This window comes from Novosphingobium sp. BL-S-19, from assembly GCF_055521675.1.
Window position 1 is genome coordinate 3,753,428 of sequence record NZ_CM145498.1, and the last position, 24,162, is coordinate 3,777,589.

Below are 24,162 nucleotides of genomic sequence, written 5' to 3' on the forward strand. Positions count from 1 at the left end.
CATGATGTGAAATGGCCGCTGAAACAAGTTCAGGATGACGGTTGGTACGAGTGTGAGCAAACGTCACCCCGCTGCCCTCTTCAGCGCCACGCGGACAAGGTCGTTGAGCCCGGCATCCTCGCCCAGTTCCTCCACCGCCTTGCCGACCGCCATGCTGGCGACCGCAGGCTTGAAGCCGAGGTTCTGGAGCGCGGAGACGGCATCGGCACTGGAAAATCCGGCCGGAGCCGCCACCACCGCAAGCCCAGGCGCGCCGGGTACGGTGGGCATGCCGCCAGCCTTGTCCTTCAGCTCGTTGACGATACGGCTGGCGAGCTTCGGCCCAACGCCGTTGGCGCGTGCGACCATGGCGGAATCGCCGCCGGCGCAGGCGCGCTGCAATTCCTCGGTGGTGAGCGCCGACAGGATAGCCAGCGCCACTTTGGAGCCCACGCCCTGCACTGCCGTCAGCAGGCGGAACCAGTTGCGCTCCGCCCCGCTGGTGAAGCCGATCAGGCGCTGGTCGGTCTCGCTGACCTGCATCTCCGTATGGACCACCACTTTGTCGCCCCGGATGCCGAGGTGATCGAGCGTGCGCGCCGAGCAATGGACGAGATAACCGACGCCATTCACGTCAATAAGGGCCCAATCCGGGCCGGTGTCGTCGAGCAGACCTGTAAGCTTGGCGATCATGATTTGTTCCTATGGCACGAAGGCGAGTCGCACGGCAAGCGCGTTCGTCGGCTGTCCCCGGCGGCGGCCTTGTCGGGGCGGCATGACAGCGCAAATCATGCGTGCTAACGCCCTGGTCATGGGAAGAAACACGATGTCCGCGGGGGCGGGGGATCATCGGTGGCCTTTATTGGCGGCAGGGCCGGTCGTCATCGCGGCCATCGCACTGCGCATCATGCATTTCGCTCCCTTCGAGATCATGCACGCCGATGAGCTGATGCAATATCTCGAGCAAGGCAATCGCCTTGTCACAGGGCACGGCCTGGTGCCGTGGGAGGCGCATTTCGGTCTGCGCAATGCGCTGATCGAGCAATTCGTGGCCCTGTTCCTCTGGATTGGTCGTTCGCTTTCGAACAACCAGCTCTTCGCTGTATCGGTAGCGCGGATCGCCTTTGCCTCACTCACGCTGCTGGCCCTGCCTGCCGCCTGGCGGCTGGGCGCGCTGACATCGCGCCGTCATGCCCTCGTTGCCCTGTTCGTGGCGGGGATCTGGTGGGAATCGGTGCTGTTCAGCGAATTGCTGCTTTCCGAAAGCCTGGCCAGCGCCCTGCTTCTGCTCGCGGCAGCACCGCTGCTGACCGACGGTGATCGGCCAGCTAGCAGCCGGTCACTGGCGACAAGCGGTTTCCTGCTGGGCCTCGGCCTCCTGGCACGAATCCAGTATGCACCGTTCGCCGCAGTTCTGGCCATCGCATCGCTGCGGCTGGACTGGCGACGCTGGCAACCGGTCCTGCTGGGCGGATTGGCCGCTGCGCTGGTGGGGGCGACGAGCGACCTTGCCATGGGGCGCGTTCCCTTTGCATGGATCGCAGTCAATATCTCGATGAACATCGGCCAGGGCATGGCGGCCCGCTTCGGGATTTCGGGCCCGTTCGCATACGCGATCGGGCTCTATACCCACCTTGCGCCGATCATGGTGCCCGCGCTGATCGCCGCGCTTCTGGCAGGAAGGCGCTATTGGCCGCTGATGGCTGCAGCGGCGGTCAACGTCTTCATTCACAGCATGATCGGCCACAAGGAATACCGGTTCGTCTGGCTGACCACGCTGACCATCCTGATATTGGCGGCGATCGCCACGGTACGGCTGGCGGACCACCTTGCGGATCGTCGCAAGGGCATGGCGGGGCCAATGGGCATCGCGATCGTCTGCTTCGCCTGGGCGGCGGCCTCGGCCGCTTCGGAATACAAGAGCGGGGGCTATTCGGCATTTCGCGGGGGTGGTGCCGTGCCGCGCCTCGCCCAGAAGGCGCTGGACGATCCCCGTACTTGCGCAATCGCGCTGGATTTCGAACTCAAAGCGCATCTGGTGCCGGCCTTGCTGCCCCGGCCGGTGCCCATCCTCCTGATCCCCGGATCGGCCATGCCTCCATCCGGTTCCCTCCCGCCAGGATTGGCACAAGGCGCCAACGCCTTGATCCTGGATGCGCCGGCCCATGCCTTTCCCGGCTGGCGCCGCGAAGCGTGCGATGCAATGGGCGATCGGAAAGCGTGCCTGTTCCGCCGCGACGGCGGCTGTGGCCCTGCTCCTGAATGGTCGTACCAGAAGATGATAGATGTCGACGCGGCGCCAGCCATGTCCGCCTATCGCGGCGTACCGGGTCGACGCTGACATCCCATAAGGGACGGGCCATAAGGGACGGGCCATAAGGGGCGGCCTTAACGGGCGGGGAAAGCTCAGGCGTTTGCCTGTTGATCCTCAGGCACTCGATCCCAAGGGCGATAGTATAGTGCCGCGCAGTCCTCCCGCAGAACGCCGCCGGTCAGAGTCAGATCGTCCTTCCAGGCATCCGCCACGAAATCGAGCGTGGAGAGGTGCCGGGCCTCGAAATACATCGGATGCACATCGTTCCGGCCGGCACCGTAGACGATGCGGTTCACCCCCGCCCAGATCGCCGCCATCGTGCACATGCCGCAAGGCTGGAGCGTGGAATAGAGCGTCGCCCCCTCGATCCGCATCGACCCGAGCGCCTTGCCCGCCGCACGGAACGCCTCGATCTCGGCATGGGCGGTGGCGTCGCAGCATTCCTCGGTGCGATTGACGCCAGACGCTATCAGACGGCCATCCAGCACCACCAGCGCGGCGATGGGTGTATGGGCGGGATCGGTGCCCTTTTCGCGCACGGCGAGGCGGATCGCCTCGGCCATCCAATGTTCGTCGTCGCGCACGGTCATGCGCGAACAACGCGCCGCCTTAGCGGTGGCTCCCCAGCATGTTCGCGTGGGTGATGGCGACGGCCAGCGCGTCCGAGGCATCCTCGCCCGCCAGCTTCACGCCGGGCAACAGCACTTTCAGCATGTGCTGGATCTGCTTCTTGTCGGCGCCACCGGTGCCGACGAGCGCCTTCTTGATGACCTTGGTGGAATATTCCGCCACCGGCAGCCCCGCGCGCGCGATCGACAGCATGGCGACGCCGCGCGCCTGCCCCAGCTTCAGCGTCGATTGCGGGTTCACGTTGACGAAGACTTCCTCCACCGCGCCCGCATCGGGACGGTGGAGCAGGATCACGTCGGTCAGCGCCGCGTCCAGCTCGACCAGCCGCTCCGCCATGCCGGCCTTGGCATCGGTGCGGATCTGACCGTTCGCCACATGGCTGAGGCGGCTGCCGCTCTTGGCGACGATGCCCCAGCCGGTGCAGGTGAGCCCCGGGTCGAGGCCGATGATGATCATGGCGTCAGTACCACATGTCGAAAGGGCCGTTCTCTTCCTCGGCCCCGGCGCGTTCCTGCACCAGACGAGCGTCGAGATCGTGCGCCGAGCGGCCAGGGCAGGTCAGCGTCGCCACGGCGCGCTCGCCCTGGGGCCCTTCCAGCACGGCGATGCCCGAATAAGTGCGGCCGGGATTGTCGGTGAGATTGCCGTCCATCCCTTCGAACACGACGTAATGGAAGCGGCCGTTGGTCAGGCGAACATGGCGTTGATAGCCGTTGCCCTGCCCGCGCACGTCACCCTGATGGACGTTCAACCAATCCGGCCGGCTGGCAAGGTCGATCTGCGCCTTGCCGCGCGGACCGTACCGGTAATGCAGCGATGTAGCGTCAGCGCAGAGCGATCCCACCCCGCGCGGGAACGTGCAGGAATAAAGCACCCGCTCGCCCGCCGCGCAGTGATTGGCGACAACCTGCTTGGCAAGCGGCGCAGCGTTCTGCGCAATCGCCGGCCCGGTCGGCGCGAATGCCAGCCAGGCCGTTCCCAGCGCCGCAATGGCCAGCGCCGGGGAAACGATCGCTACACGAAGGCTGGTCAGCCCAGCTTCTCCATGACTTCGTCGGAGATTTCGTAGTTGCCCCAGACGGTCTGGACGTCGTCGTCGTCCTCAAGGGTGTCGACCAGCTTCATCAGCGTGCCGGCGGTGTCGGCATCGACATCGACGGTGAGGTTGGGCTTCCACGCCAGCTTCACGCCTTCGGCCTCGCCCAGAACCTTTTCCAGTTCGCGGGCGACTTCGTGCAGCGAATCGACCGAAACCCAGATCTGGTGGCTGCCGGGGTTCTCGTCGCCATCGCCCATATCGCTTTCGACATCGTCGGCACCGGCTTCGATCGCGGCTTCGAGGACCTTGTCCTCGTCACCCACGCTGGCGGGGTACTCGATCAGGCCGAGGCGTTCGAAACCGTGCGAAACCGCGCCCGAGGCGCCAAGGTTGCCGCCGTTCTTGGAGAACGCCGTGCGCACGTTGGTGGCGGTACGGTTGCGGTTGTCGGTCAGCGCCTCGACGATGAGGGCGACGCCGCCGGGGCCGTAGCCTTCGTAGCGCACTTCTTCATAGTTCTCGGCATCGCCCTTGCTCGCCTTGTCGATCGCGCGCTGGATGTTGTCCTTGGGCATCGACTGCGCCTTGGCCGCGTTGACGGCGGCGCGCAGGCGGGGGTTCATGTCCGGATCGGGCATGCCCATCTTGGCGGCGACGGTGATTTCGCGGCTGAGCTTGCTGAACTGCGCCGAGCGCTTCTTATCCTGCGCGCCCTTGCGGTGCATGATGTTCTTGAATTTGGAATGGCCTGCCATGGGTTGCGCTCTTGCTTCGCTCGTCTGCCTGCCTGCGGACGGGTCCGCACGGGCCGGAGAATGAGGTCCGGTGAATGATGTGGGGGGCGCCTTACAACAGGCCGGCACCCAAGGGCAACCGGCCCGTTCCGGTGCCGACCCGTGCCACTTCACCCAAAGACGAAAGAAGCAGGCCCAATCTTTTGGCAAGGAAACCTGAGGTAGCACAGCGTCCATGGCTACACGGATCGACATCGCCGCCTCTGACCGCCCTCTGCCTCGTATGCTCAACCTGCTGCGTGAGGTTCCGGCCTTCCTGAAACGCCCGGTGGTGCTTTCACCTCTGGGCTTGCGCTCTCGCACGGGATGGGCGGCGCTGGGCATAATGGAAGTGCTGCACATTGCCGGGCTTTTCCTGGTGGTGCTGCCGCTGATCGGCCTGTGGCAGCAGGCCATGCACCTGCCCGCGCCCGATGCCTTCGACAAGCTGCCCTCTGGCTGGCTGCTGCCGTTCACGGTGCTGATCGCGCCACTGGCGGAAGAGATGGTGTTTCGCGGCTGGCAGACGGGCCGCCCGCGCGCGCTGTGGCTGCTCGGCTGCGTCGGAATGTTCGCGATTCTGGTGGTGGCCACCAAGGCGATTGCGCCGCTCGTTCTGGTGGGATCGCTGCTGGCGCTGGCGATTGCGGCGCTGGCGGGATGGATCGTCCTGCGCAAACGGGAGACGCCGGCCCGCTATCGCACAGCCTATCCTGTCGTGTTCTGGATCGTGGCGCTGCTGTTCGCGGGCGTACACCTGACGAACTATCCCAGCGTCTCGCCGTGGACGCTGCCGCTGGTGCTGCCGCAGCTGTGGGCCGCACTGATGCTGGGCTTCACGCGCCAGCGCATCGGCCTGCCCGCCGCGATGCTCCAGCACGCAGGCGCCAATGCGGCGACTATGCTGCTGGTGCATCTTGGGGGGTAAGAATTTACGGCACCGGCCTTCTCCCCCGCCCGACCTTCCCTACCGGTAGAATTCGGGAGGTCGGGTGGGGGAGAGGGCCGGTGCCGCTTCCGGCCGTGAGGCCGGACAGAATCAGTCGATGCCGAGCGCGGTCTTGTAGGTATCGAGCAGCATGTCCATTTCGCGGCGGTCATCCGGCTTCATCTTACGGATACGCACGATCTGGCGCATGATCTTGACGTCATAGCCGACGGCCTTGGCTTCGTTGTAAACGTCGCGGATATCGTCGCCGATGCCCTTCTTTTCTTCTTCGAGGCGCTCGACGCGCTCGATCAGGAGGCGCAGGCGATCGTCGGTGGTTTCGGCCATCGGGTAAAGCTCCGGAATATATCGTGATGAATCTGAGTTGGCGGGCGCTGATAGCGGCTCCCGGAGATTCGGGCAAAGCGGGGGGCTGTGGAAATCCTGTGCGTATCGCGGGATAAGTCCACCGGTCGCCGCCATCGGTTGCCTTGCCCGCCCCCGCCGCCTATCTGGCCCTTGCGGCGACCACGTTCCCGCCTCCCCCCTTCCGGATCGAAGAGTGGAGCTTCAAGACCGGGACGGCCCGGCAACCACGCTTAGGAGGTTGCCCGCAGTCGTGTCCTGGATCGTTCTTGTCATCGCCGGCCTGTTCGAGGTCGTCTGGGCCTCGGCCATGAAGCATTCGGAAGGCTTCACCCGCCTCTGGCCGAGCGTGATCACGATTACCGCGATGTTCGCCAGCTTCGCGCTGCTGGCCTGGGCGATGAAGCGCCTGCCGCTGGGCACGGCCTACATGGTGTGGACCGGCATCGGTGCGCTGGGCGCTTTTGCGGTGGGCATCGCCTTCATGGGCGAATCGGCCAGCCCCTTGCGCCTTGCCGCTGCCGGACTGATCCTGGCAGGGCTGGTCTTGATGAAGCTGGCCAGTTCCTAAATTAGTCCCGGTTTCTGATTAGTCGGAGTGATGGCGGCGCGAAGGCTCAGTGCCCGCCGCCGTTTTTCTTCACACTCTCTTCCATCCGCGCCAGTTGTTCGGGCGTCGCCTCGCTCTGGAACTTCGCCTTCCATTCAGCGAACGGCATGCCGTGGATCACTTCGCGCGCGGCGGCCTTGTCGCCTTCGAAACCGGCGTCGCGGATCCAGTCGGCCAAGCAATTGCGGCAGAATCCGGCCAATCCCATCAGATCGATGTTCTCGGCATCGTGGCGCTGCTGCAAGTGTTTGACGAGCCGGCGGAAGGCCGATGCCGCAACCGCGTCATCAAGAGCGTCTATAGAGTTGTTTTCGTGCATGGCGCGTCGCTTGGTCCTTGGTTTGTCCGACAGCCTTTGCCATAGGTCGCACCGATACAGGAAGAGGCACACTGACCTTGGCAACCACTCCCCCATTCCGCCGTTCGCCCCACCATCGCGGCATCAAGCGCCAGCGCAAGGTCAAGATCCTTGCCACGCTGGGCCCGGCGAGCCGTGACAAGGAAACCATCGAGAAGCTGCTGAAAGCCGGCGCCGATGCGTTCCGCGTCAACATGAGCCACGGCGATCACGACACGCATCGCGAAACCATCGCCAATATCCGCGCGGTGGAAAAGGATTCGATGCGCCCCATCGCCATCCTGTGCGACCTTCAGGGCCCGAAGCTGCGCGTCGGCACTTTTGCCGACGGCAAGGTCTTCGTCCGCCACGGCGCCCACTTCACGCTGGACCGGGATCCGACGCCGGGCGACGAAAACCGCGTCTGCCTGCCCCATCCCGAACTGTTCGGCATCCTTGAAAAGGGCCAGCGCCTGCTGATCGACGACGGCAAGCTGCGCTTCGTGGTCATCAAGGCCGATGCCGACAGCATCCTGTGCACCGCCGAAGTGGGCGGCACGATTTCGGACCGCAAGGGCGTGAACGTGCCCGACGCGATCGTCCCCGTCCCGGCGCTGACCGACAAGGACCGCCGCGACCTTTCGTTCGCCGTGGAGCAGGGCGCCGACTGGATCGGCCTCTCCTTCGTGCAGCGTCCCGAAGACGTGGCCGAGGCCCGCCGCCTGATCGGCGGCGCCTGCGCGCTGATGTCGAAGATCGAGAAGCCGGCCGCCGTGCAGTCGATCGACGGCATCATCGAACTGTCGGACGGCATCATGGTCGCCCGCGGCGACCTTGGCGTGGAACTGCTGCCCGAACAGGTGCCGCCGATCCAGAAGCACATCGTCGCCAAGACGCGCGCCAGCGGCAAGCCGGTGGTCGTGGCCACGCAGATGCTGGAATCGATGATCACCAGCCCCTCGCCCACCCGTGCCGAAGTGTCCGACGTGGCCAACGCGGTCTACGACGGTGCCGACGCGGTGATGCTCTCGGCCGAAACCGCCGCCGGCCAGTGGCCGGTGGAAGCGGTGACGATCATGGATCGCATCGCCGTCTCGGTCGAAACCGATTCGACCTATCGCGAGCGTATCCACCTCACCCAGACCCCGCCCGACGCGACGACCGCCGACGCGCTCTCGGCCTCCTGCGCGACGATTGCCGATACCCTGCCGATCGAAGGCATCATCGTCTTCACCGGTTCGGGCGGCTCGGCCCGCCGCGTGGCCCGTGAACGCCCCGCTGCGCCGATGCTGGTGCTCACCCCGGCGGAGAAGACCGCGCGCCGCCTCGCCCTGCTGTGGGGCGCGCATACGGTGACCACGCGGGACATCGGCAGCTTCGAGGAGATGATCGCCAAGGGCAAGCGCATGGCGCTGCGCCACGGCTTCGGTGCCGCCGGCACCCGCCTTGTGGCCCTGGCCGGCGTGCCGTTCGGCGTGCCGGGTTCGACCAACCTGCTCCACGTCGTGACGCTCACCGGCAACGAACTGGACTGAGGACCCGATGGCGCTTCACACCCTCTGGATCTACGCCGTCGCGGTCTTCCTGCTGAGCGCGACGCCGGGCCCCAACATGCTCCACGTGCTTTCGCGCAGCGTGGAACTGGGTGTGAAGCGCACTCTGGCCACCATGGCGGGCTGCCTGCTGGGTCTCGTCACCCTGCTGGCCGCCTCCGCCGTGGGCCTTGGCGCGCTGCTGCATGCCCTGCCGGGGACTTTCACCGCGCTGCGTATCGCCGGTGCCGGTTATCTGCTGTTCCTTGCCGTAAAGGCATGGCGCGCGCCGGTTTCCGAAGATGACGACATCGCGCAGACGGTGCGGCCCGAAATCTCGTGGCTGGCGCTGCTGCGTGGCGGCTATGCGATCTCGATCAGCAATCCCAAGGCCATCGTTTTCGCGGCGGCCTTCCTGCCGCAGTTCATCGACCCGGCCCGCCCGCAGGCAAGCCAGTTCGCCATTCTAGTGGCGGTCTTCGCGGTGATCGAGGCGTTCTGGTACTCGGTCTACGCGTTCAGCGGCCGTGCACTCTCGCGCCATCTTGGCAAGGCGGGGGTGAAGCGGGTGTTCAACCGGCTCACGGGTGGACTGTTCGCCGGGTTCGGCCTGTCGCTGCTGGCCTTCCGCGCGGCCTAAGGCAAAAGATCCTCCCCCACCGGGGGAGGGGGACCACCCGCAGGGTGGTGGAGGGGCCAGCGCAACGCTGCCGAAAGCCCCCTCCGTCAGCGCTTCGCGCTGCCACCTCCCCCGAGGGGGGAGGAGCTTAGGTCCCGTCAGGCTGCAGGCCGCACCCCGAACAGCGCGCTACCCACCCGCACATGCGTCGCGCCGAGCAAGATCGCGGTCTCGAAGTCCTCGCTCATGCCCATCGACAGGCCCGACACACCATTGTCCGCCGCGATCTTGGCGAGCAGCGCGAAGAAAGGCGCGGCCTCGATTCCCGCCGGCGGCACGCACATCAGGCCGGCCAGCGGAATATCCGCCGCGCGCACTTCGGCCAGCAACGCGGGCACTTCGGCAATCGGGCAACCGCCCTTCTGCTCTTCCGCGCCGATGTTCACCTGCACGAAGCACGGCACCCGGCGGCCCAGCTTGTCCATCGCCTTGGCCAGCGCCGTAACCAGCGAAGGCCGGTCGAGCGAGTGAATGCAGTCGAACAGCGCGACGGCTTCCTCGGCCTTGTTGGACTGAAGCTGGCCGACAAGGTGCAGCACCACATCGGGATGCGCCTCACGCAGCGCAGGCCACTTGGCCTCGGCTTCCTGCACGCGGTTTTCGCCGAAGACGCGCTGACCCTCGGCGATCAGCGGCAGAATGGCTTCGGCCGGATGAGTCTTGGAAATGGCGACGAGTTCGATCGTCCCGGCCTCACGTCCGGCAATGCTGGCGGCGTGGGCGATGCGGGCGCGAACGGCCTGAAGAGGAGAAGCTGGCTGATCCATGGCGCGCTGCTATAGCGTCCCCGTGCCGAACCGCCAGCCACCTCTTCCCGACATCTGGCTCGTGAGCGACGCGCGCAACGACGCCGCGCTCGAAATGGCGCTGGCCCGGCTGCCGCGCGGATCGGGGCTGGTGCTGCGCCATTACCACCTGCCGCCCGCCGAACGCCGCGCGCGTTTCGCGGTTCTGAAGCGCGTGGCCTGCCGTTTCGACCACGCCATTGTCTTGTCCGGCAGCGCTCACGAGGCCCGGCGGTGGGGCGCCGACGGAGCCTACGGCGCAGCGGAAAAACTCACCCGAGGCCCCGCAATCCTGCGCCTCGTCACCGTCCATTCGCTGCACGAACTCGCCAAGGCCCACCGCGCCCGCGCCGACATGGTGTTGCTCTCGCCGGTCTTCGCCACCCGCTCTCACCCCGGCGCGGCGACCCTCGGCCCGACGCGGTTTCGCCTCATGGCGGCACGCTCGCGAGTGCCAGTGATCGCACTTGGCGGCATGACGCCGCATCGCGCCCGCACTCTACCCGCCCGCAAATGGGCGGCGATTCAGGCGTTTACGTAACCGTTCACAGCCTTGTTCCCGATCCATTCTTGACGACGAGTTCCTCGCCGACGCAATATAACGGGCCGAAATCAAGGGAATTTCCAATGGCGACACGGCCCCTCGCACCCGGACGGCGAATCGCCAAGCCGGACTGGCGCGCAGTGCTCAAGCGGTCCTTGCGCCGCGCGGGTGAACTGGGCGGCGCCCTGCTGCTCTTCGCGGCGATGGCCTTCCTCACCCTCGCGCTGCTGAGCTACCACCAGACCGACCCCTCCGCCTCCACCGCCGCCGGCGGCCCGGCGGAGAACTGGATGGGCCCGGTCGGCGCCTGGGTGGCGGAGCGTGTGCTGCTGCTGTTCGGCCCGGTTTCTGCGCTGTTCGTGCCGCTGCTCTATGTCTTCGCCCGCAAGCTCTGGCTGCTGGTGGAGGAAGAGGACAGCGAGATCGAGCATTCGAACCAGCGCTGGTGGCGCCCGGTCTTCGTGCTGGCCCTCGCGATGGTGCTGATCGCAACGGTACTGAGCCTCGCCTTCCCGCAGGCGGGCGCGACCAGCACGCTACTGGGCCTCACCTACGTCCAGCCCGGCGGCACCCTGCCCGCATCGATGGGCGGCATTTCCGGCCTGCTCGGTGCCTGGGTGATCGAAACGCTGACCGGCTTCCTGCCCGGAGTCTTCGCCACCTGGGCCGCTTTCGTCATTGCCGTGGTCTGCCTTGGTGGCGGGCTGCTGCTGGCCGGCAGCGTGTTTGCATGGGACTGGGGCCGCCTGCTGACCCTGCCCGGCCGCATCGGCCGCCTGCCCGCGCGGGACGAGGTATCGCCCCGCACCGCCGAGAAGGAAAAGACGCGCGAAAAGACGCCGAAAGCCCAGTCCGCGCCGTTCATGGACGACGATTTCGACGGCGAACCGGCAGCGGCAACCGCTCGCGAGCCCGCCGCCAAGCCGCGCAAGGCGCCCGAGATCAGCGATCCCAAGGCCGCCGCAACGCCCGCGCAGCTCAACATCGGCAATCGCCAGAAGGACATGTTCGACAAGTTCGCGCTGCCGGGCCTCGAACTGCTGAAGGATCCGCCGCCGAACTCGCAGCCGAAGATCGACAAGCTCAGCCTGGAGCGCAACGCGCGCCTGCTGGAAACCGTGCTGGACGACTTCAACGTGAAGGGCGAGATTACCGCCGTTCGCACCGGCCCGGTCGTCACCATGTACGAACTGGAACCGGCGCCGGGCATCAAGTCCAGCCGCGTGATCGGCCTGGCCGACGATATCGCCCGCAACATGTCCGCGATCTCGGCCCGCGTCTCCTCGATCCCCGGCCGCACCGTCATGGGCATCGAATTGCCGAACGCAGACCGCCAGATGGTCTCGTTCAAGGAGATGGTCGCCTCCGAAGCCTTTGCCGAGCACAAGGGCATGCTGCCGATCATCCTCGGCAAGGACATCGCCGGCGAGCCGGTGGTGGCAGACCTTGCGACGATGCCGCACTTGCTGGTCGCCGGTACGACGGGCTCCGGTAAGTCGGTCGGTCTCAACACGATTCTGCTCTCGCTGCTCTACCGCCTGACGCCGGCGCAGTGCCGCCTGATCCTGGTCGATCCCAAGGTGCTGGAACTCAAGAGCTACGACGATATTCCGCACTTGCTCTCGCCCGTCGTCACCGAGCCGCCCAAAGCCGTGCGCGCGCTGAAGTGGGCGGTGGAGGAAATGGAGCGCCGCTATCGCCAGATGAGCGAGATCAGCGTCCGCAACCTCGCCAGTTTCAACGAGAAGGTCCGCGCCGCCGCTGCCAAGGGCAAGCCGCTCGGCCGCCGTATCCAGATCGGTTTCGACCCCGAAACGGGCGAGGAACTCTACGAAGACCGCCAGCTCGATTACGAAACGCTGCCGCAGATCGTCCTTATCGTCGACGAATTGGCCGACCTTATGGTCACCGTCGGCAAGGAAATCGAAGTGCTGATCCAGCGCCTCTCGCAAAAGAGCCGCGCGGCGGGCATCCACCTGATCATGGCCACGCAGCGCCCCTCGGTCGACGTCATCACCGGCGTCATCAAGGCCAACCTGCCGACCCGCGTGTCCTTCGCCGTCACCAGCCGCATCGACAGCCGAACCATCCTGGGCGAACAGGGCGCCGAGCAGCTGCTGGGCAAGGGCGACATGCTCTACAAACCCAGCTCCGACCCGGTGAAGCGCGTCCACGGCCCCTTCGTTTCGGACGAGGAAGTCGAACACGTTGCCGATCACTGGCGCGCGCAGGGCAAGCCTGACTACGTCGATGCCGTCACCAACGAGCCGGAGGAAGGCTCGTTCGGCTTCGACGACCTCGACGCCACCGCCTCCGACCAGCCGGAAGAGCGCAAGTACCGGCAAGTGTGCCAGCTGGTGTTCGAGAACCAGAAGGTCTCGGTATCCTGGCTGCAGCGCCAGATGGGCGTCGGCTACAATACCGCCGCCAAGTGGGTAGAGCGCATGGAGCAGGACGGCTACGTCGGCCCGGCGAACCATGTGGGGCGGCGCGATATCTACCGCGATGAGAACGGGGCGCCGCTTTAAGGGGGGAAGGGATAAGCAGGGGAGCATAGCCCCCCTGCACCCCCAATACCGTCTCGGCAGACGCTGCCGATAGACGGTGCGCCTGTAAGGCAACCTTGCACTACCTGGCTCCTCCCCCACCGGGGGAGGGGGACCGCCCGAAGGGTGGTGGAGGGGGAAAGCACAACGCTGCCGAAAACCCCCTCCGTCAGTCGCTGCGCGCTGCCACCTCCCCCGAGGGGGGAGGATCACATGTCCTTCCCCTTACTTCTCGTCCGGATCCTGCACCTTGAACGGATCGGACTTGCCCGGCTTCAGCGGCAGCGGCGGACGCGGCAGTTCGACGTCCGAATTGGCCGCCTGCCACAGCATCCCCGCCATGATCGTCGCCGCCTGCCGGATATCGTCCACCTTCATGTGATCGACGGTATCGATGCTCGAATGGTGCACGCGGCTGCCATAATCGAGCGGGTCCTGCACGAACTGGTACGCCGGCAAGCCCACCGCGCCTTCGGACTTCAGGAATTCCGACAGCTCTTTGACAAACAACATCCGCTGCACGAAATGAATATCGCGGTCGTTTTCGTCCGCCGGCAGGTCAAAATGATCGTCCTTTGAAATCTCCGCCGCATCCAGACGGCGGAACGCCGCCTTGTCGGGCTCGCTGCCGGTGCCGGGCAGGCTGACCATGACGATCTTGCCCGCCAGCTTGCCGCGCCACGCGTCGAAATGCTCCTTCTTGCTCATCGGCGCCAGGATCACCGGCGCGCGCAAGGTGCCCGAAGTCGCCGGCGACCACGCCACCGGGATCGAACGCATCACCAGCCCGCGCGGCGAGACCATAGAGGCCGACCACGAATCGAGGTTCCACGCCATGCCGAAGCGGAACGGCTCCTTGTGAACGTTCGTCAGGCCATAGCCGCTGAACTTGGCCATGGCCCAAGCCTGCGCCTTCTCCAGATTTTCGGAGTGCGAAAGGCGCGGGCCGATGCCGTCCATCAGCTCGGAGGCATTGGCCATCGCCTCGCTGTGGCTCAGCCCTTCGGCAATCACCTTGTCGATCTGGGCATCGGTGGACTGCGCCCCCGCCATCGACAGCGGGACCGTCACCAGAGCCGCAGCCCCGGCCAGAAGAAACGCACGCATTGGATTACCCCCTTGAAATTACGCAATTATGGGGCTCTGACAGGCCCCCGCTGGCCGAAAGGAAGCGGGATTGACGGGCAAGGTCAAGCCATCCCAACGCCAGCCTTACAATTGCCCGCCAATACCCCTACCCTGTCGCCCTAACGGCAACCCAAGTTCCCGCCCCCCGAAAGGACCCGATGCAAGATCACTCCCAGGCATTCCTGCTGCGCGACGGCTTCCTGCTGCTCGGCACCGCGCTTGCCTTCGTCCTGCTGTTCCGCCGCCTGGGGCTGGGTGCCACGCTGGGGTATTTGCTGGCGGGCGCGATCCTTGGGCCGTTCATCCTGAACCTTGTCGGCGATCCCGAAAACAAGCTGGGCATCGCCGAACTCGGCATCACCTTCCTGCTGTTCATCGTCGGGCTGGAACTGGCGCCCCGGCGGCTATGGCGGATGCGCAGCGAGATTTTCGGGCTGGGCATGCTGCAAGTCACGCTCTGCGGCCTGGCGATCACGGCGGTGATCTATTACTCCACCGGCTTCAGCATTGCCGCATCGCTGGCACTGGGTCTGCCGCTGGGCCTGTCCTCTACCGCGCAGGTCTTGCCGCTGCTGCAAAGCGAAGGCCGCCTGCATACGCCATTTGGCGAGCGATCCTTCGCGATCCTGCTGTTTCAGGATCTGTCGATTATCCCGCTGATCACGATCATCGCCGCGATGAACCGCAATCCGCACCTGCCCGCAGGCCCTCCGGGCTGGATTCTGGTGCTGGAGACGCTGGCCGCGATTGTCGGCCTGATCCTGGCCGGCCGCTTCGTGATCCGCCCGCTGTTCCGCCTGATCGGCAACTTGGGCGAGCGCGAGATGTTCGTGTTCGCCGCGCTGTTCACGGTGATCGCGTCAGCCGCGTTGATGCAGTCGCTGGGCCTCTCCACCGCGCTGGGCGCCTTCATCGCCGGCGTCATGCTGGCCGACACGCCCTACCGCCACGAACTCGAAGCCGACGTCGAACCGTTCCGCACGCTGCTGCTGGGCCTGTTCTTCATGTCCGTGGGCATGATGCTGGACTTGTCCGCCATTGCCGAGCGTCCCCTGTTTGTGGCGTCCATGGCGATCGCGTTGATCGCAGTGAAGAGCGGGGTGATCTTCCTGATCGGCCTGGCCTTCCGCATGAACTGGCGCAGCGCGCTGGCGCTCGGTCTGCTACTGAGCCAGGGCGGCGAATTCGGCTTCGTGTTGTTCGCGCAGGCGCGGGACGCGTGGCTGATCGACCCCAGCGCCGCCAGCCTGTTCAGCGCCATCGTCACGCTGTCGATGGTCACCACCCCGTTCCTGATGATGGCCACCGCCCGCGTCCGCGAGATGCCCACGAGCAAGGAAACCCGCGAAGGCCCGCGCAAGGACGGCGCCCGCGCGCTGGTGGTCGGTTATGGCCGCTTCGGCCAGACCGTCGCCCAAGTCCTGATCGCCGCCGAGATCGAAGTGACGCTGATCGATACCGATATCGAGATGATCGACGTCGCCGGTGGCTTCGGCGCGAAAGTGTGGTTCGGCGACGGCACTCGCATCGACCTGCTGCGGCAGGCGGGCGCGGGCGAGGCGAAGATGATCGTCTTCTGCATCGACGGCGACCAGCTTTCTGAAAGCTTCCTCCACGGCGTGCATGAGGCGTTCCCGGAGGCCCGCATCATGGCCCGCGTCTTCGACCGGCGCACGATGATCCGGCTCATGGACGCACCGGTCACGTTCATGGTGCGTGAAGTGATGGAATCCGCGGTCTCCATGGCGCGCGAGGCACTGGAGGACTTGGGCCTCTCGGGCGAGCAGATCGACAATGCCGAAAGCATGTACCGCGCCAGCGACAAGGAGCGCCTGTCGATCCAGTACGAAACCGGCGACATCCGCGCCGCCCGCGATCGCATCATCACACAGGACCTGCGCGACGCGCATTAACGCAATTGAGATCCTCCCCCACCGGGGGAGGTGGCAGTCCGCAGGACTGACGGAGGGGGCTTTCGGCAGCGCGGCGCTATTCCCCCTCCACCACCCTTCCTTCGACAAGCTCAGGATGAGCGGGGGCGGTCCCCCTCCCCCGATGGGGGAGGAACTTCCAGCCACATCGCCTCGTTCCGTCCATGATCCTCTAATCGCGATGAAATCCCGTCCTGCGGGTGTATTCCATCGCTCACGAGAATCTTTTGCGGAGTCGAAACGATGCGCATCGGAACCGTCCGGGAAATCAAGAACCACGAATATCGCGTCGGCCTGACGCCGGAGAGCGTGTGCGAACTCGTCGCCCACGGGCATGAGGTCTGGGTCGAGAAAGGCGCCGGCCTCGGCATCGGCGCCGGCGACGATTCCTATGCGAAGCAGGGCGCGACGCTGGTCGACACTGCCGCCGAAATCTTCGCAGGCTGCGAGATGATCGTGAAAGTGAAGGAGCCGCAGGCGGCCGAGCGCGCCATGCTGCGCGAGGGGCAGATCCTGTTCACCTACCTCCACCTCGCACCCGATCCGGAGCAGACGGCGGATCTGGTGAAATCGGGCGTGACCGCCATCGCCTATGAGACGGTGACCGGCCCCGGCGGGCAACTGCCGCTGCTGAAGCCGATGAGCCAGGTGGCGGGCCGCATGTCGATTCAGGCGGGAGCGACTGCGCTGGAGAAGGCCCATGGCGGGCGCGGCGTGCTGCTGGGCGGCGTGCCGGGGGTGATGCCGGGCAAGGTCGCGGTGATCGGCGGCGGCGTGGTGGGCTTCAACGCCGCGCAAATGGCCGTGGGCCTGGGCGCCGACGTCACCATTCTCGATCGCAATCCGGACGTGCTGGAACGGCTGGGCATCCACTTCGAAGCCCGCGCCAAGACGCGGTTTTCGAGCAACGCCAACCTGGCCGAGAGCGTGGCCGAAGCAGATCTGGTGATCGGCGCGGTGCTGATCCCCGGCGCCGCCGCGCCCAAGCTGGTCAGCCGCGCAATGCTGAAGACGATGAAGACCGGCGCGGTGCTGGTGGACGTCGCCATCGATCAGGGCGGCTGCTTCGAAACCAGCCATCCCACCACCCATGCCGATCCGACTTTCGTGGTGGACGGCGTGGTGCACTACTGCGTGGCCAACATGCCCGGTGCCGTCGCCCGCACCAGCACTTATGCGCTGAACAACGTTACGTTGCCACATGCCCTTGCCATCGCCGACCTCGGCTGGAAGGCCGCGCTCAAGGCCGATCCGCACTTGGCGGCGGGCCTCAACGTCCATGCCGGCCACGTAACTTTCGAAGCCGTGGCGACCGAACTGGGCTACGTGCACATATCTACAGATAGTCTGCTGCGGTAATTTTTGCCTAGCTGTTAACCATATCTTGAGTGCCGTGCTATCAAGGGAGCAATGATGTTTCCCGGGGCACGGCACTTTCTGATATCGATTGCAGGGGCAGTCGCGGCAGTTTTTGCCGTGCCGGCCGCTGCGGGCGCTTTTGCGCCGGGTTCGATCTGCACCGCCCTCGCCCCCGAAAGCGAATCGGCAGCCGATCTCGCGCGCAACTCGGCTCGCTGGGATTGCGGCAGGGTGCGCTGGCCGGTGGATGGAGAATTGGCCAGCTTCGTCCGCATCGACATGAGCGGCCGTGCGACAACGTCGGGCGATGTGCTGACCACGCGGCTGACGCGTTACCGGGACCTGTCGATCACCGCACTGGCGGCAGACGGCACCAGCGCCACTCTGGATGTGCCCACCGACGCCCTGCAATTTGCGGAAACCTCCTGGACGATGCGCATGGCGTTGCCGCATCTGGCGGGCGATGCCCCGGTTGCCGCCTATGTCGTCAAAGTCACCGGAGCGCGCCACAAGGGGCTGCTTTCGGATATCGCCATCGGTCCCGCTCCCGACGAATCGCGGGTGGGCGATCACGAACTGATCCTCGCCGCGCTCTGCGGGCTGATGCTGATGCCGCTGGTGCTTAACTTCGCGATCTTCCGCGTGCTGCGCCAGCCCTTTCCCCTGTGGCATTCGCTGGGCGTCTTCGCGATGCTGGTGCAGACCGTGGTGACCAGCGGCCTGATCAACCGCTTCCTCTCACTCTCGATCCTGCAACTCAGCCTGCTGTCATCGATAAGCTGGGCGCTGATCATCATCGCCGCGTCGCGGTTCTTCATCCACCTGCTCGAACCCGGAATGCTCGACCGGCGGCATCGCCGGCTGCTGAATGCGATGGGGCCGTGGACGATCGCCAGTTCCATCTACTACGTCTTTGCCGGCGGCGTCCTGCTGCCCAGCGTGGCGAACGTCTACTACGCCGCGTTCCTGCCCTGCATCGGCCTGCTCGCATGGACCATGGGCACCGCCGCCTCGCGCGGGAGCCGCACCGTGTGGTTCCAGATCGTCGGCTGGGCCCCGCTGATGACGATGGGCGTGGTGCGCATCGCCTCGATGCTGGGGATGACCGGGGTGCCGCTGGGGCTGATGGCCGAACAGCACCTGTCGATCGCTTTCGAAGTGCTGGTGACCACGCTGGGCGCGGCGGACCGCTTCATGGCGATCAAGGACCAGCGCGACCGCGCGCTGACGCAGGCGCGCGTGCTGGAAAGCCTGGCCGAGCGCGATCCGCTGACCGGCCTCTACAACCGCCGCGGGTTCGAGGATCGCTATACCCGCCTCGTGCTCGACGGGTTCGATACGATGGCGGTGCTTGATCTCGATCACTTCAAGTCGATCAACGACACGCGCGGCCATGCCACTGGCGATGCCGTACTGCGCGCCGTCGCAATCGCGCTGATGCCGGATGAGGATACCGTCGTCGTGCGCATCGGCGGCGAGGAATTCCTACTGCTGCTGCGCGGCAAGAACGGGGCCGAGCGCGCGGAACGCCGCCGTCAGGCTATCCCCGCGCGCATCGCCGCCGAAGTGGCATTGCTCGACCGGCCGGTGACCGCCAGCATGGGCCTTGTCACCGGCGCGCCGCCGATGCGCTTCAACGACCTCTACCGCAAGTGCGACCGCCTGCTCTACGAAGCCAAGGCGGCCGGGCGCAACCGCACCGAGAGCAAGTCCTTCTCAGCCGTATCGCAAAGCCCGTCCATGCCCGAACAGAACGTCGTCAGCCTGCACTGAACCGTTCGGAAATTCCCGGCGGCACGCGCATAATGCGGCCGGTTTCCTTGTCGATCATCGCCCAGGTCGTCTTGGCGGAGACGATGACCTTGCCCGCCTGGTTGCGGAACTCCACGCGCCGATCGAACCGCGCGCCGGTGGGGCCTTCGGGAATGAAGGTATCCGCCATCACGCTCTCGCCTTCGGCGATGTTGCCGCGATAGTCGATCTCGTGCCGGGTCACGACCCAGACGTACTTCTCGACCTGCTCGGGCGTGGCATCGGCCTCCCAATGCGATGTGGCGATCGCCTCCATCCACTGCACCCACACGGCATTGTTGACGTGGCCCATGACGTCAATGTCATGGGCCGTCGCCGTGAAAGTCATCGAAAAGCGATCGCTCAATTAGCCACCCACTGCATAATAAATCCGGCAAATCCAAAAATCGCAAGAAAACAATATATACCGAAATACATCCAGAAATTACCAGGATCATCAAGTTTTGAAATGACCCCAATTTTTCCGTATAGCTTACCAGCCTTCAAAGCGTACACTACGTTGGCGCCGCTCAGCCCCACGAATGCCAAACCGAAGATAAAACCGGCAACGTCTTCCACTTAAACCCTATCTCTCAACACCCAACTGCCAGAGGATGAAGGCGAATTCTTCCGCCGTTTCCTTCAGGCTTTCGAACCGGCCCGACTTGCCGCCGTGGCCCGCGCCCATGTTGGTCTTGAGGATCAGTTCGTTGCCGTCCGTCTTCACCTCGCGCAGCTTGGCCACCCACTTGGCGGGTTCCCAATAGGTCACGCGCGGGTCGTTGAGGCCGGCGGTCACCATCAGCGGCGGATAGCTCTGCGCCGAGACCTGATCGTAGGGCGAGTAGCTGAGGATCAGTTCGAAAGCGGCCTTGTCCTCGATGGGATTGCCCCATTCCGGCCATTCGCCCGGCGTCAGCGGCAGGCTGTCGTCGAGCATGGTGTTCAGCACGTCCACGAAGGGCACGTGCGCCACCACCGCTCCGAACAGTTCGGGGTCGGAGTTGATCACCGCACCCATCAGTTCGCCGCCCGCCGAGCCGCCCGAGATCGAGATCTTGCCCGCCTCGGTAAAGCCGCGCGCGATCAGCCCGCGCGCGCAATCGACGAAATCGTTGAAGGTATTGGTGCGCTTCTCCAACTTGCCCGCCTTGTACCAGGCGCGGCCAAGGTCGTCGCCGCCCCGGATATGCGCAATGGCATAGGCGAAACCGCGATCGACAAGGCTGAGCCGCGCGGTCGAGAAGCCCGGATCGATCGAGATGCCGTAAGCGCCATAGGCATAGAGATGCAGCGGCCCCGCGCCCTGGCGGTCACGGCGATAGACCACCGAAACCGGAACCTTGGTGCCGTCGCGCGCCTCGATTTCCAGCCGCTCGGTCGCATAGAGCGAAGCGTCGTAGCCCGAGGGGATTTCCTGCACCTTCAGCACGTCCAGCGTGCGCGCGGCCACGTCGTAGTCGTATACGGTCGAGGGGCTGACCATCGACTCATAAGTCAGGCGCAGCGTCGTCACATGCCATTCGGGGTTGTTCGAAAGGCCCGCCGAATAGCTCGCCTCGGGGAACGCGATCGGCTCCACGCGGGCGGGATCGTCGTAGTACCGCACCTCGATCTGGTCCAAGCCCGCACGGCGACCCTCGATCACGTAGAAGTCGCGAAACAGGTCGGCGCCGGTCAGGTAGAATTCGTCGCTGCCCTCGATCAGCGTCATCCACTCGCCGGGATTGGCAAGCGGGGCCGTGGCGAGGCGGAAGTTCTCGTGCGTGTCGTTGGTGTGGATGTAGAGCACGCCCTCGCGCTCATCGGCATCGTACTCGACGCCCTTCTGGCGCGGCTTGACGAGGATCTGCTCGCCCAGCGGATCGTCGGCGCGGATCATGCGGCATTCGCTGGTCTCATGATCGCTGGTGCCGATCAGCAGCCACTGCTCGTTGGATGAGAGCGAGGAACCGACGCGGAAGCCCTCGTCATCCTCATGGTAAAGCTCGACATCGCTTTCCAGCGGCTGGCCCAGCCAGTGCAGGCGGGCATTGTCCGTCCGCCACTGCTCGTTGGCGAGCGAGTAGACGAGGCCCTTGTCGTTCGCGACCCAGACGAGCGCGGACAGAGTTCCGGGTATCTCGTCCGCCAGCAGTTCGCCGGTGGTCAGATCCTTGATCCGCGCGGTGAAGCGTTCGGAGCCGTTGTCGTCCACCGAATAGGCGAGCAGCTTGCCGTCCGCGCTGGTGGAGATCGCGCCGAGGTTGAAGTATTCCTTGCCCTCGGCCAGCGCCACTTCGTCGAGGATCAGCTCGTCCGCAGAACCATCATCCTTGGCAGCAACGGGCCTGCGCCACCACTTCTTGTACTCGGCGCCTTCCTCGAACTCGATCCAGTAGAGGTAGTCGCCGTCCTTCTGCGGCACCGACTTGTCGGCTTCCTTGATGCGCGCGCGCATTTCCTTGAACAGCAGGTCGATCTGGCCCTGCTGGCCGGCCATGCGGTGTTCGAACCACTGGTTCTCGGCCTCAAGATGCGCGAGCACCTCCTTGTCGGTGACTTCAGGATAGCCGGCATCGCGCAGCCATGCGTAATCGTCCTCGACGGTCACGCCGTGGCGGGTGAAGCTATGCGGCTTCTTCGCCGCCTGTGGAGGACCTGCAAGGGTCTGGATGCTATCTGCCATTGGCACGATCTAGGGCCTGCCTCGCGAAAGTGGAAGAGTCCGGCATGTCGATGGATGTGTGGCGGCCGAAATCCTCCACCGAGTTCTCCGAAACCAAACTCGTCGCCCCCGCAAAGGCGGGGGCCCCGCTTTCTTGATCCACGCAGAGACGCGGAGAGACCGTGCGGCTACTCACAACCTCTTTGCGTTTCCGCCTGCCGAAAAAGAACAAGCGGGGTCCCCGCCTTCGCGGGGACGGCGAGGTGTTGCATGCAACCGTATCGCGTATTTCCGCCCCGCGTTCTGCGCAGCAATTGGCCGCCCCGATGCTTTCCCTTCCGCGCCGCAGGTCCTATGTTGCGCCCATGACCCCCGCAAGCCGGATACCCCAATCATGTTGATGAATACCCACGAGGCGCGGCTCGATGCCCTGCGTCAGGAACTCAAGTCGCGCGGCCTCGACGGCTTCGTGATTCCCATTTCCGACGAGCATATGAGCGAATATGTCGGCGGCTATGCCCAGCGCCTGGCCTGGCTCACCGGTTTCGGCGGTTCGGCCGGTACGGCGGTGGTGCTGACCGATTCGACGCTGTCGCCGGCCGCCGCGATGTTCGTCGACGGCCGCTACACCCTGCAAGTGCGCGAACAGGTGGACGGCAAGTTCTACGCCTATGAAAGCGTGCCGCAGACCAGCGCCGCCCGCTGGCTGGGCGAGAATGCGCCGAAGGGTGCGAAGATCGGCTACGACACCTGGCTCCACGGCTCCAAGTGGGTGGAAGCGGCGCAGGCCGCGCTGGCCGCCAAGGGCGCGACGCTGGTGCCGGTGGACGGCAACCCGATCGACGCGGTGTGGCAGGACCAGCCCGCCCCCTCCCCCGCGCCGGCCGAAGTGCATGACGACAAATTCGCCGGTGAATCGAGCAAGGCGAAGCGCGCCGCCGTTTCCGAATGGCTGACCGCGCAGGGCCTCGACGCGACGGTGATCTCCGCGCTCGATTCGATCGCCTGGCTGCTCAACTTGCGTGGCACCGATGTGGAACGCACGCCGGTCGCGCTGTCCTACGTCGTCGCGCATGCCGACGGCACCGCCGATCTCTACATCGCCGAAGAGAAGGTGACGCCCGCACTGCGCCAGCATCTGGGCAATGCCGTCACCGTGAAGGCGCGTGCGGACTTCGTCGCTGGCCTGAAGAAACTGGCCGGCAAGCGCGTCTCGGTCGATCCGGACAATGCCGTGGCGGCAATCTTCGAAACGCTGAAGGGCGTGAACGCCGCCGTGGTCGAGAACCGCGATCCCACCATCCTGCCCAAGGCGGTGAAGAACGCGGTGGAGCAGCAGGGCCAGCGCGATGCCCAGGCGATCGACGGCGTGGCCATGACCCGCTTCCTCCACTGGCTCTCGGTCGAAGGGCCGAAGGGCGAAGTGACCGAAATGAGCGCGGCAGCCAAGCTGCTGGAATTCCGCCAGCGCTGCGGCGACCTGCGCGATCTGTCGTTCGACACGATCTCCGGCGCCGGGCCGAACGCGGCCAGCCCGCACTACCGCGTGTCGGACGAATCGAGCCTGACGCTGGAGCCGGAAAGCGTCTACCTCGTCGATTCGGGCGGCCAGTACCCTTGCGGCACCACCGATATCACCCGCACCGTGTGGATCGGGAACGGAACCCCCTTGGCCGAAGTGAAGGACCGCTTCACCCGCGTGCTGAAGGGCACCATCGCCATCGACCGCGCGGTGTTCCCCAAGGGCACCACCGGCAGCCAGCTCGATGCCCTTGCCCGCCAGTTCCTGTGGCAGGTCGGCCTCGACTACGCCCACGGCACCGGCCACGGCGTCGGCAGCTTCCTCTCGGTCCACGAAGGGCCGCAGCGCATCGCCAAGTCGGCGGGCGGGCAGGCCGGCACCGCGCAGGACCTGATCCCCGGCATGATCCTCAGCGACGAGCCGGGCTACTACAAGGCCGGCGAATACGGCATCCGCATCGAAAATCTCGTGCTGGTCGAAAAGCGCGAGTTCCCCGGTGCGGACGGCGAATACTACGGCTTCGAAACGCTCACTTTCGCGCCGATCGAGCGCCGTCTGGTCGATACCGCGCTGTTCACGGCGGATGAGACGGCGTGGTGGAACGCCTATCACGCCCGCGTGCTGCAGGTGATCGGCCCGCAACTTTCCGCGCCCGAGGATGCGGCGACGCTGGCGTGGCTGGAAGCGCAGTGCGCCGCTCTCTGACCTTGTAGGCGAAAGCC

Annotated in this window: 23 protein-coding genes; 11 read left to right on the top strand and 12 right to left on the bottom strand. The window is 65.5% G+C overall.

Annotated features, from left to right (window positions below; genetic code table 11):
* Positions 1–63: 63 nt before the first annotated feature.
* Entirely contained in the window at positions 64–672 is a 609-nt protein-coding gene (gene ruvA / locus ACZ1JV_RS25895) for a Holliday junction branch migration protein RuvA (protein WP_465151118.1), read from the bottom strand.
* Positions 673–841: 169 nt separating this feature from the next.
* Here ruvA and ACZ1JV_RS25900 point away from each other — a divergent pair, with 169 nt between their 5' ends.
* Positions 842–2,320 carry a glycosyltransferase family protein gene (locus ACZ1JV_RS25900; protein ID WP_465151119.1) on the top strand — a complete coding sequence of 493 codons (1,479 nt, stop codon included), beginning with the start codon at positions 842–844 and terminating at the stop codon, positions 2,318–2,320.
* Between the two features lie 65 nt (positions 2,321–2,385).
* Here the strand turns inward: ACZ1JV_RS25900 and ACZ1JV_RS25905 are convergent, their stop codons facing one another.
* From ACZ1JV_RS25905 to ACZ1JV_RS25920, 4 genes are all read right to left on the bottom strand, one after another.
* Positions 2,386–2,883, bottom strand: a complete 498-nt coding sequence (locus tag ACZ1JV_RS25905; protein WP_465151120.1) for a nucleoside deaminase — start codon at positions 2,881–2,883, stop codon at positions 2,386–2,388.
* A 19-nt stretch (positions 2,884–2,902) separates the two neighbouring features.
* Positions 2,903–3,379, bottom strand: a complete 477-nt coding sequence (ruvC, locus tag ACZ1JV_RS25910; RefSeq protein WP_147220699.1) for a crossover junction endodeoxyribonuclease RuvC — start codon at positions 3,377–3,379, stop codon at positions 2,903–2,905.
* A 4-nt stretch (positions 3,380–3,383) separates the two neighbouring features.
* Positions 3,384–3,797, bottom strand: coding sequence for a hypothetical protein (locus ACZ1JV_RS25915; protein WP_465151121.1), 414 nt, complete (start codon positions 3,795–3,797; stop codon positions 3,384–3,386).
* 155 nt (positions 3,798–3,952) lie between these two features.
* Entirely contained in the window at positions 3,953–4,717 is a 765-nt protein-coding gene (locus ACZ1JV_RS25920) for a YebC/PmpR family DNA-binding transcriptional regulator (protein WP_132468669.1), read from the bottom strand.
* A 214-nt stretch (positions 4,718–4,931) separates the two neighbouring features.
* Between ACZ1JV_RS25920 and ACZ1JV_RS25925 the strand changes: the two genes are divergently transcribed.
* Entirely contained in the window at positions 4,932–5,663 is a 732-nt protein-coding gene (locus ACZ1JV_RS25925; RefSeq protein WP_465151122.1) for a CPBP family intramembrane glutamate endopeptidase, read from the top strand.
* Between the two features lie 111 nt (positions 5,664–5,774).
* On the opposite strand, the gene ACZ1JV_RS25930 is transcribed toward ACZ1JV_RS25925, so the two are convergent.
* Positions 5,775–6,011, bottom strand: a complete 237-nt coding sequence (locus tag ACZ1JV_RS25930; protein WP_142636167.1) for a DUF2312 domain-containing protein — start codon at positions 6,009–6,011, stop codon at positions 5,775–5,777.
* Positions 6,012–6,282: 271 nt separating this feature from the next.
* Between ACZ1JV_RS25930 and sugE the strand changes: the two genes are divergently transcribed.
* On the top strand, positions 6,283–6,600 hold the full coding sequence (gene sugE, locus ACZ1JV_RS25935; RefSeq protein WP_465136961.1) for a quaternary ammonium compound efflux SMR transporter SugE: 318 nt from the start codon (positions 6,283–6,285) through the stop codon (positions 6,598–6,600).
* Positions 6,601–6,646: 46 nt separating this feature from the next.
* Here sugE and ACZ1JV_RS25940 read toward each other — a convergent pair whose 3' ends face one another.
* A complete protein-coding gene (locus tag ACZ1JV_RS25940; RefSeq protein WP_465151123.1) occupies positions 6,647–6,958 on the bottom strand; it encodes a DUF1244 domain-containing protein in 312 nt (103 codons plus the stop codon).
* A gap of 77 nt (positions 6,959–7,035) precedes the next feature.
* On the opposite strand from ACZ1JV_RS25940, the gene pyk reads away from it, so the two are divergent.
* Positions 7,036–8,511 carry a pyruvate kinase gene (pyk, locus tag ACZ1JV_RS25945; RefSeq protein ID WP_465151124.1) on the top strand — a complete coding sequence of 492 codons (1,476 nt, stop codon included), beginning with the start codon at positions 7,036–7,038 and terminating at the stop codon, positions 8,509–8,511.
* A 7-nt stretch (positions 8,512–8,518) separates the two neighbouring features.
* Entirely contained in the window at positions 8,519–9,148 is a 630-nt protein-coding gene (locus ACZ1JV_RS25950) for a LysE family translocator (protein WP_465136958.1), read from the top strand.
* 137 nt (positions 9,149–9,285) lie between these two features.
* Here the strand turns inward: ACZ1JV_RS25950 and ACZ1JV_RS25955 are convergent, their stop codons facing one another.
* Positions 9,286–9,954, bottom strand: a complete 669-nt coding sequence (locus ACZ1JV_RS25955) for a YggS family pyridoxal phosphate-dependent enzyme (RefSeq protein ID WP_465151125.1) — start codon at positions 9,952–9,954, stop codon at positions 9,286–9,288.
* Between ACZ1JV_RS25955 and ACZ1JV_RS25960 the strand changes: the two genes are divergently transcribed.
* Both ACZ1JV_RS25960 and ACZ1JV_RS25965 read left to right on the top strand, forming a co-directional pair.
* Positions 9,953–10,513 carry a thiamine phosphate synthase gene (locus ACZ1JV_RS25960; RefSeq protein WP_465151126.1) on the top strand — a complete coding sequence of 187 codons (561 nt, stop codon included), beginning with the start codon at positions 9,953–9,955 and terminating at the stop codon, positions 10,511–10,513. The genes ACZ1JV_RS25955 and ACZ1JV_RS25960 overlap by 2 nt on opposite strands.
* A gap of 86 nt (positions 10,514–10,599) precedes the next feature.
* Entirely contained in the window at positions 10,600–13,044 is a 2,445-nt protein-coding gene (locus tag ACZ1JV_RS25965; RefSeq protein WP_465151127.1) for a DNA translocase FtsK, read from the top strand.
* A 243-nt stretch (positions 13,045–13,287) separates the two neighbouring features.
* Here ACZ1JV_RS25965 and ACZ1JV_RS25970 read toward each other — a convergent pair whose 3' ends face one another.
* A complete protein-coding gene (locus ACZ1JV_RS25970) occupies positions 13,288–14,169 on the bottom strand; it encodes a hypothetical protein (protein WP_465151128.1) in 882 nt (293 codons plus the stop codon).
* 179 nt (positions 14,170–14,348) lie between these two features.
* On the opposite strand from ACZ1JV_RS25970, the gene ACZ1JV_RS25975 reads away from it, so the two are divergent.
* From ACZ1JV_RS25975 to ACZ1JV_RS25985, 3 genes are all read left to right on the top strand, one after another.
* Positions 14,349–16,103 carry a cation:proton antiporter domain-containing protein gene (locus ACZ1JV_RS25975; protein WP_465151129.1) on the top strand — a complete coding sequence of 585 codons (1,755 nt, stop codon included), beginning with the start codon at positions 14,349–14,351 and terminating at the stop codon, positions 16,101–16,103.
* Between the two features lie 261 nt (positions 16,104–16,364).
* Complete coding sequence (ald, locus tag ACZ1JV_RS25980; protein WP_465151130.1) at positions 16,365–17,480, top strand: alanine dehydrogenase; 1,116 nt, start codon at positions 16,365–16,367, stop codon at positions 17,478–17,480.
* A 117-nt stretch (positions 17,481–17,597) separates the two neighbouring features.
* On the top strand, positions 17,598–19,253 hold the full coding sequence (locus ACZ1JV_RS25985; RefSeq protein ID WP_465151131.1) for a sensor domain-containing diguanylate cyclase: 1,656 nt from the start codon (positions 17,598–17,600) through the stop codon (positions 19,251–19,253).
* Here ACZ1JV_RS25985 and ACZ1JV_RS25990 read toward each other — a convergent pair.
* From ACZ1JV_RS25990 to ACZ1JV_RS26000, 3 genes are read right to left on the bottom strand one after another with little or no spacing between them, the layout of a single operon-like run.
* Positions 19,240–19,638 (bottom strand): acyl-CoA thioesterase, encoded by a 399-nt coding sequence (locus tag ACZ1JV_RS25990; RefSeq protein ID WP_465151132.1) that lies wholly within the window; start codon positions 19,636–19,638, stop codon positions 19,240–19,242. The genes ACZ1JV_RS25985 and ACZ1JV_RS25990 overlap by 14 nt on opposite strands.
* Positions 19,635–19,850 (bottom strand): hypothetical protein, encoded by a 216-nt coding sequence (locus tag ACZ1JV_RS25995; RefSeq protein WP_465151133.1) that lies wholly within the window; start codon positions 19,848–19,850, stop codon positions 19,635–19,637. The genes ACZ1JV_RS25990 and ACZ1JV_RS25995 overlap by 4 nt, the downstream gene beginning before the upstream one ends.
* Positions 19,851–19,857: 7 nt before the next feature.
* Positions 19,858–21,939, bottom strand: a complete 2,082-nt coding sequence (locus ACZ1JV_RS26000) for a S9 family peptidase (RefSeq protein ID WP_465151134.1) — start codon at positions 21,937–21,939, stop codon at positions 19,858–19,860.
* A gap of 373 nt (positions 21,940–22,312) precedes the next feature.
* Here ACZ1JV_RS26000 and ACZ1JV_RS26005 point away from each other — a divergent pair, with 373 nt between their 5' ends.
* A complete protein-coding gene (locus ACZ1JV_RS26005; protein ID WP_465151135.1) occupies positions 22,313–24,145 on the top strand; it encodes an aminopeptidase P family protein in 1,833 nt (610 codons plus the stop codon).
* Positions 24,146–24,162 lie beyond the last annotated feature (17 nt).

Coding starts and splice junctions, on each gene's coding strand:
- ruvA (WP_465151118.1), bottom strand. CDS start 672: ATGATCGCCAAGCTTACAGGTCTGCTCGACGACACCGGCCCGGATTGG.
- ACZ1JV_RS25905 (WP_465151120.1), bottom strand. CDS start 2,883: ATGACCGTGCGCGACGACGAACATTGGATGGCCGAGGCGATCCGCCTC.
- ruvC (WP_147220699.1), bottom strand. CDS start 3,379: ATGATCATCATCGGCCTCGACCCGGGGCTCACCTGCACCGGCTGGGGC.
- ACZ1JV_RS25920 (WP_132468669.1), bottom strand. CDS start 4,717: ATGGCAGGCCATTCCAAATTCAAGAACATCATGCACCGCAAGGGCGCG.
- ACZ1JV_RS25925 (WP_465151122.1), top strand. CDS start 4,932: ATGGCTACACGGATCGACATCGCCGCCTCTGACCGCCCTCTGCCTCGT.
- ACZ1JV_RS25930 (WP_142636167.1), bottom strand. CDS start 6,011: ATGGCCGAAACCACCGACGATCGCCTGCGCCTCCTGATCGAGCGCGTC.
- ACZ1JV_RS25940 (WP_465151123.1), bottom strand. CDS start 6,958: ATGCACGAAAACAACTCTATAGACGCTCTTGATGACGCGGTTGCGGCA.
- ACZ1JV_RS25950 (WP_465136958.1), top strand. CDS start 8,519: ATGGCGCTTCACACCCTCTGGATCTACGCCGTCGCGGTCTTCCTGCTG.
- ACZ1JV_RS25960 (WP_465151126.1), top strand. CDS start 9,953: ATGGCGCGCTGCTATAGCGTCCCCGTGCCGAACCGCCAGCCACCTCTT.
- ACZ1JV_RS25955 (WP_465151125.1), bottom strand. CDS start 9,954: ATGGATCAGCCAGCTTCTCCTCTTCAGGCCGTTCGCGCCCGCATCGCC.
- ACZ1JV_RS25965 (WP_465151127.1), top strand. CDS start 10,600: ATGGCGACACGGCCCCTCGCACCCGGACGGCGAATCGCCAAGCCGGAC.
- ACZ1JV_RS25970 (WP_465151128.1), bottom strand. CDS start 14,169: ATGCGTGCGTTTCTTCTGGCCGGGGCTGCGGCTCTGGTGACGGTCCCG.
- ACZ1JV_RS25975 (WP_465151129.1), top strand. CDS start 14,349: ATGCAAGATCACTCCCAGGCATTCCTGCTGCGCGACGGCTTCCTGCTG.
- ald (WP_465151130.1), top strand. CDS start 16,365: ATGCGCATCGGAACCGTCCGGGAAATCAAGAACCACGAATATCGCGTC.
- ACZ1JV_RS26000 (WP_465151134.1), bottom strand. CDS start 21,939: ATGGCAGATAGCATCCAGACCCTTGCAGGTCCTCCACAGGCGGCGAAG.
- ACZ1JV_RS26005 (WP_465151135.1), top strand. CDS start 22,313: ATGTTGATGAATACCCACGAGGCGCGGCTCGATGCCCTGCGTCAGGAA.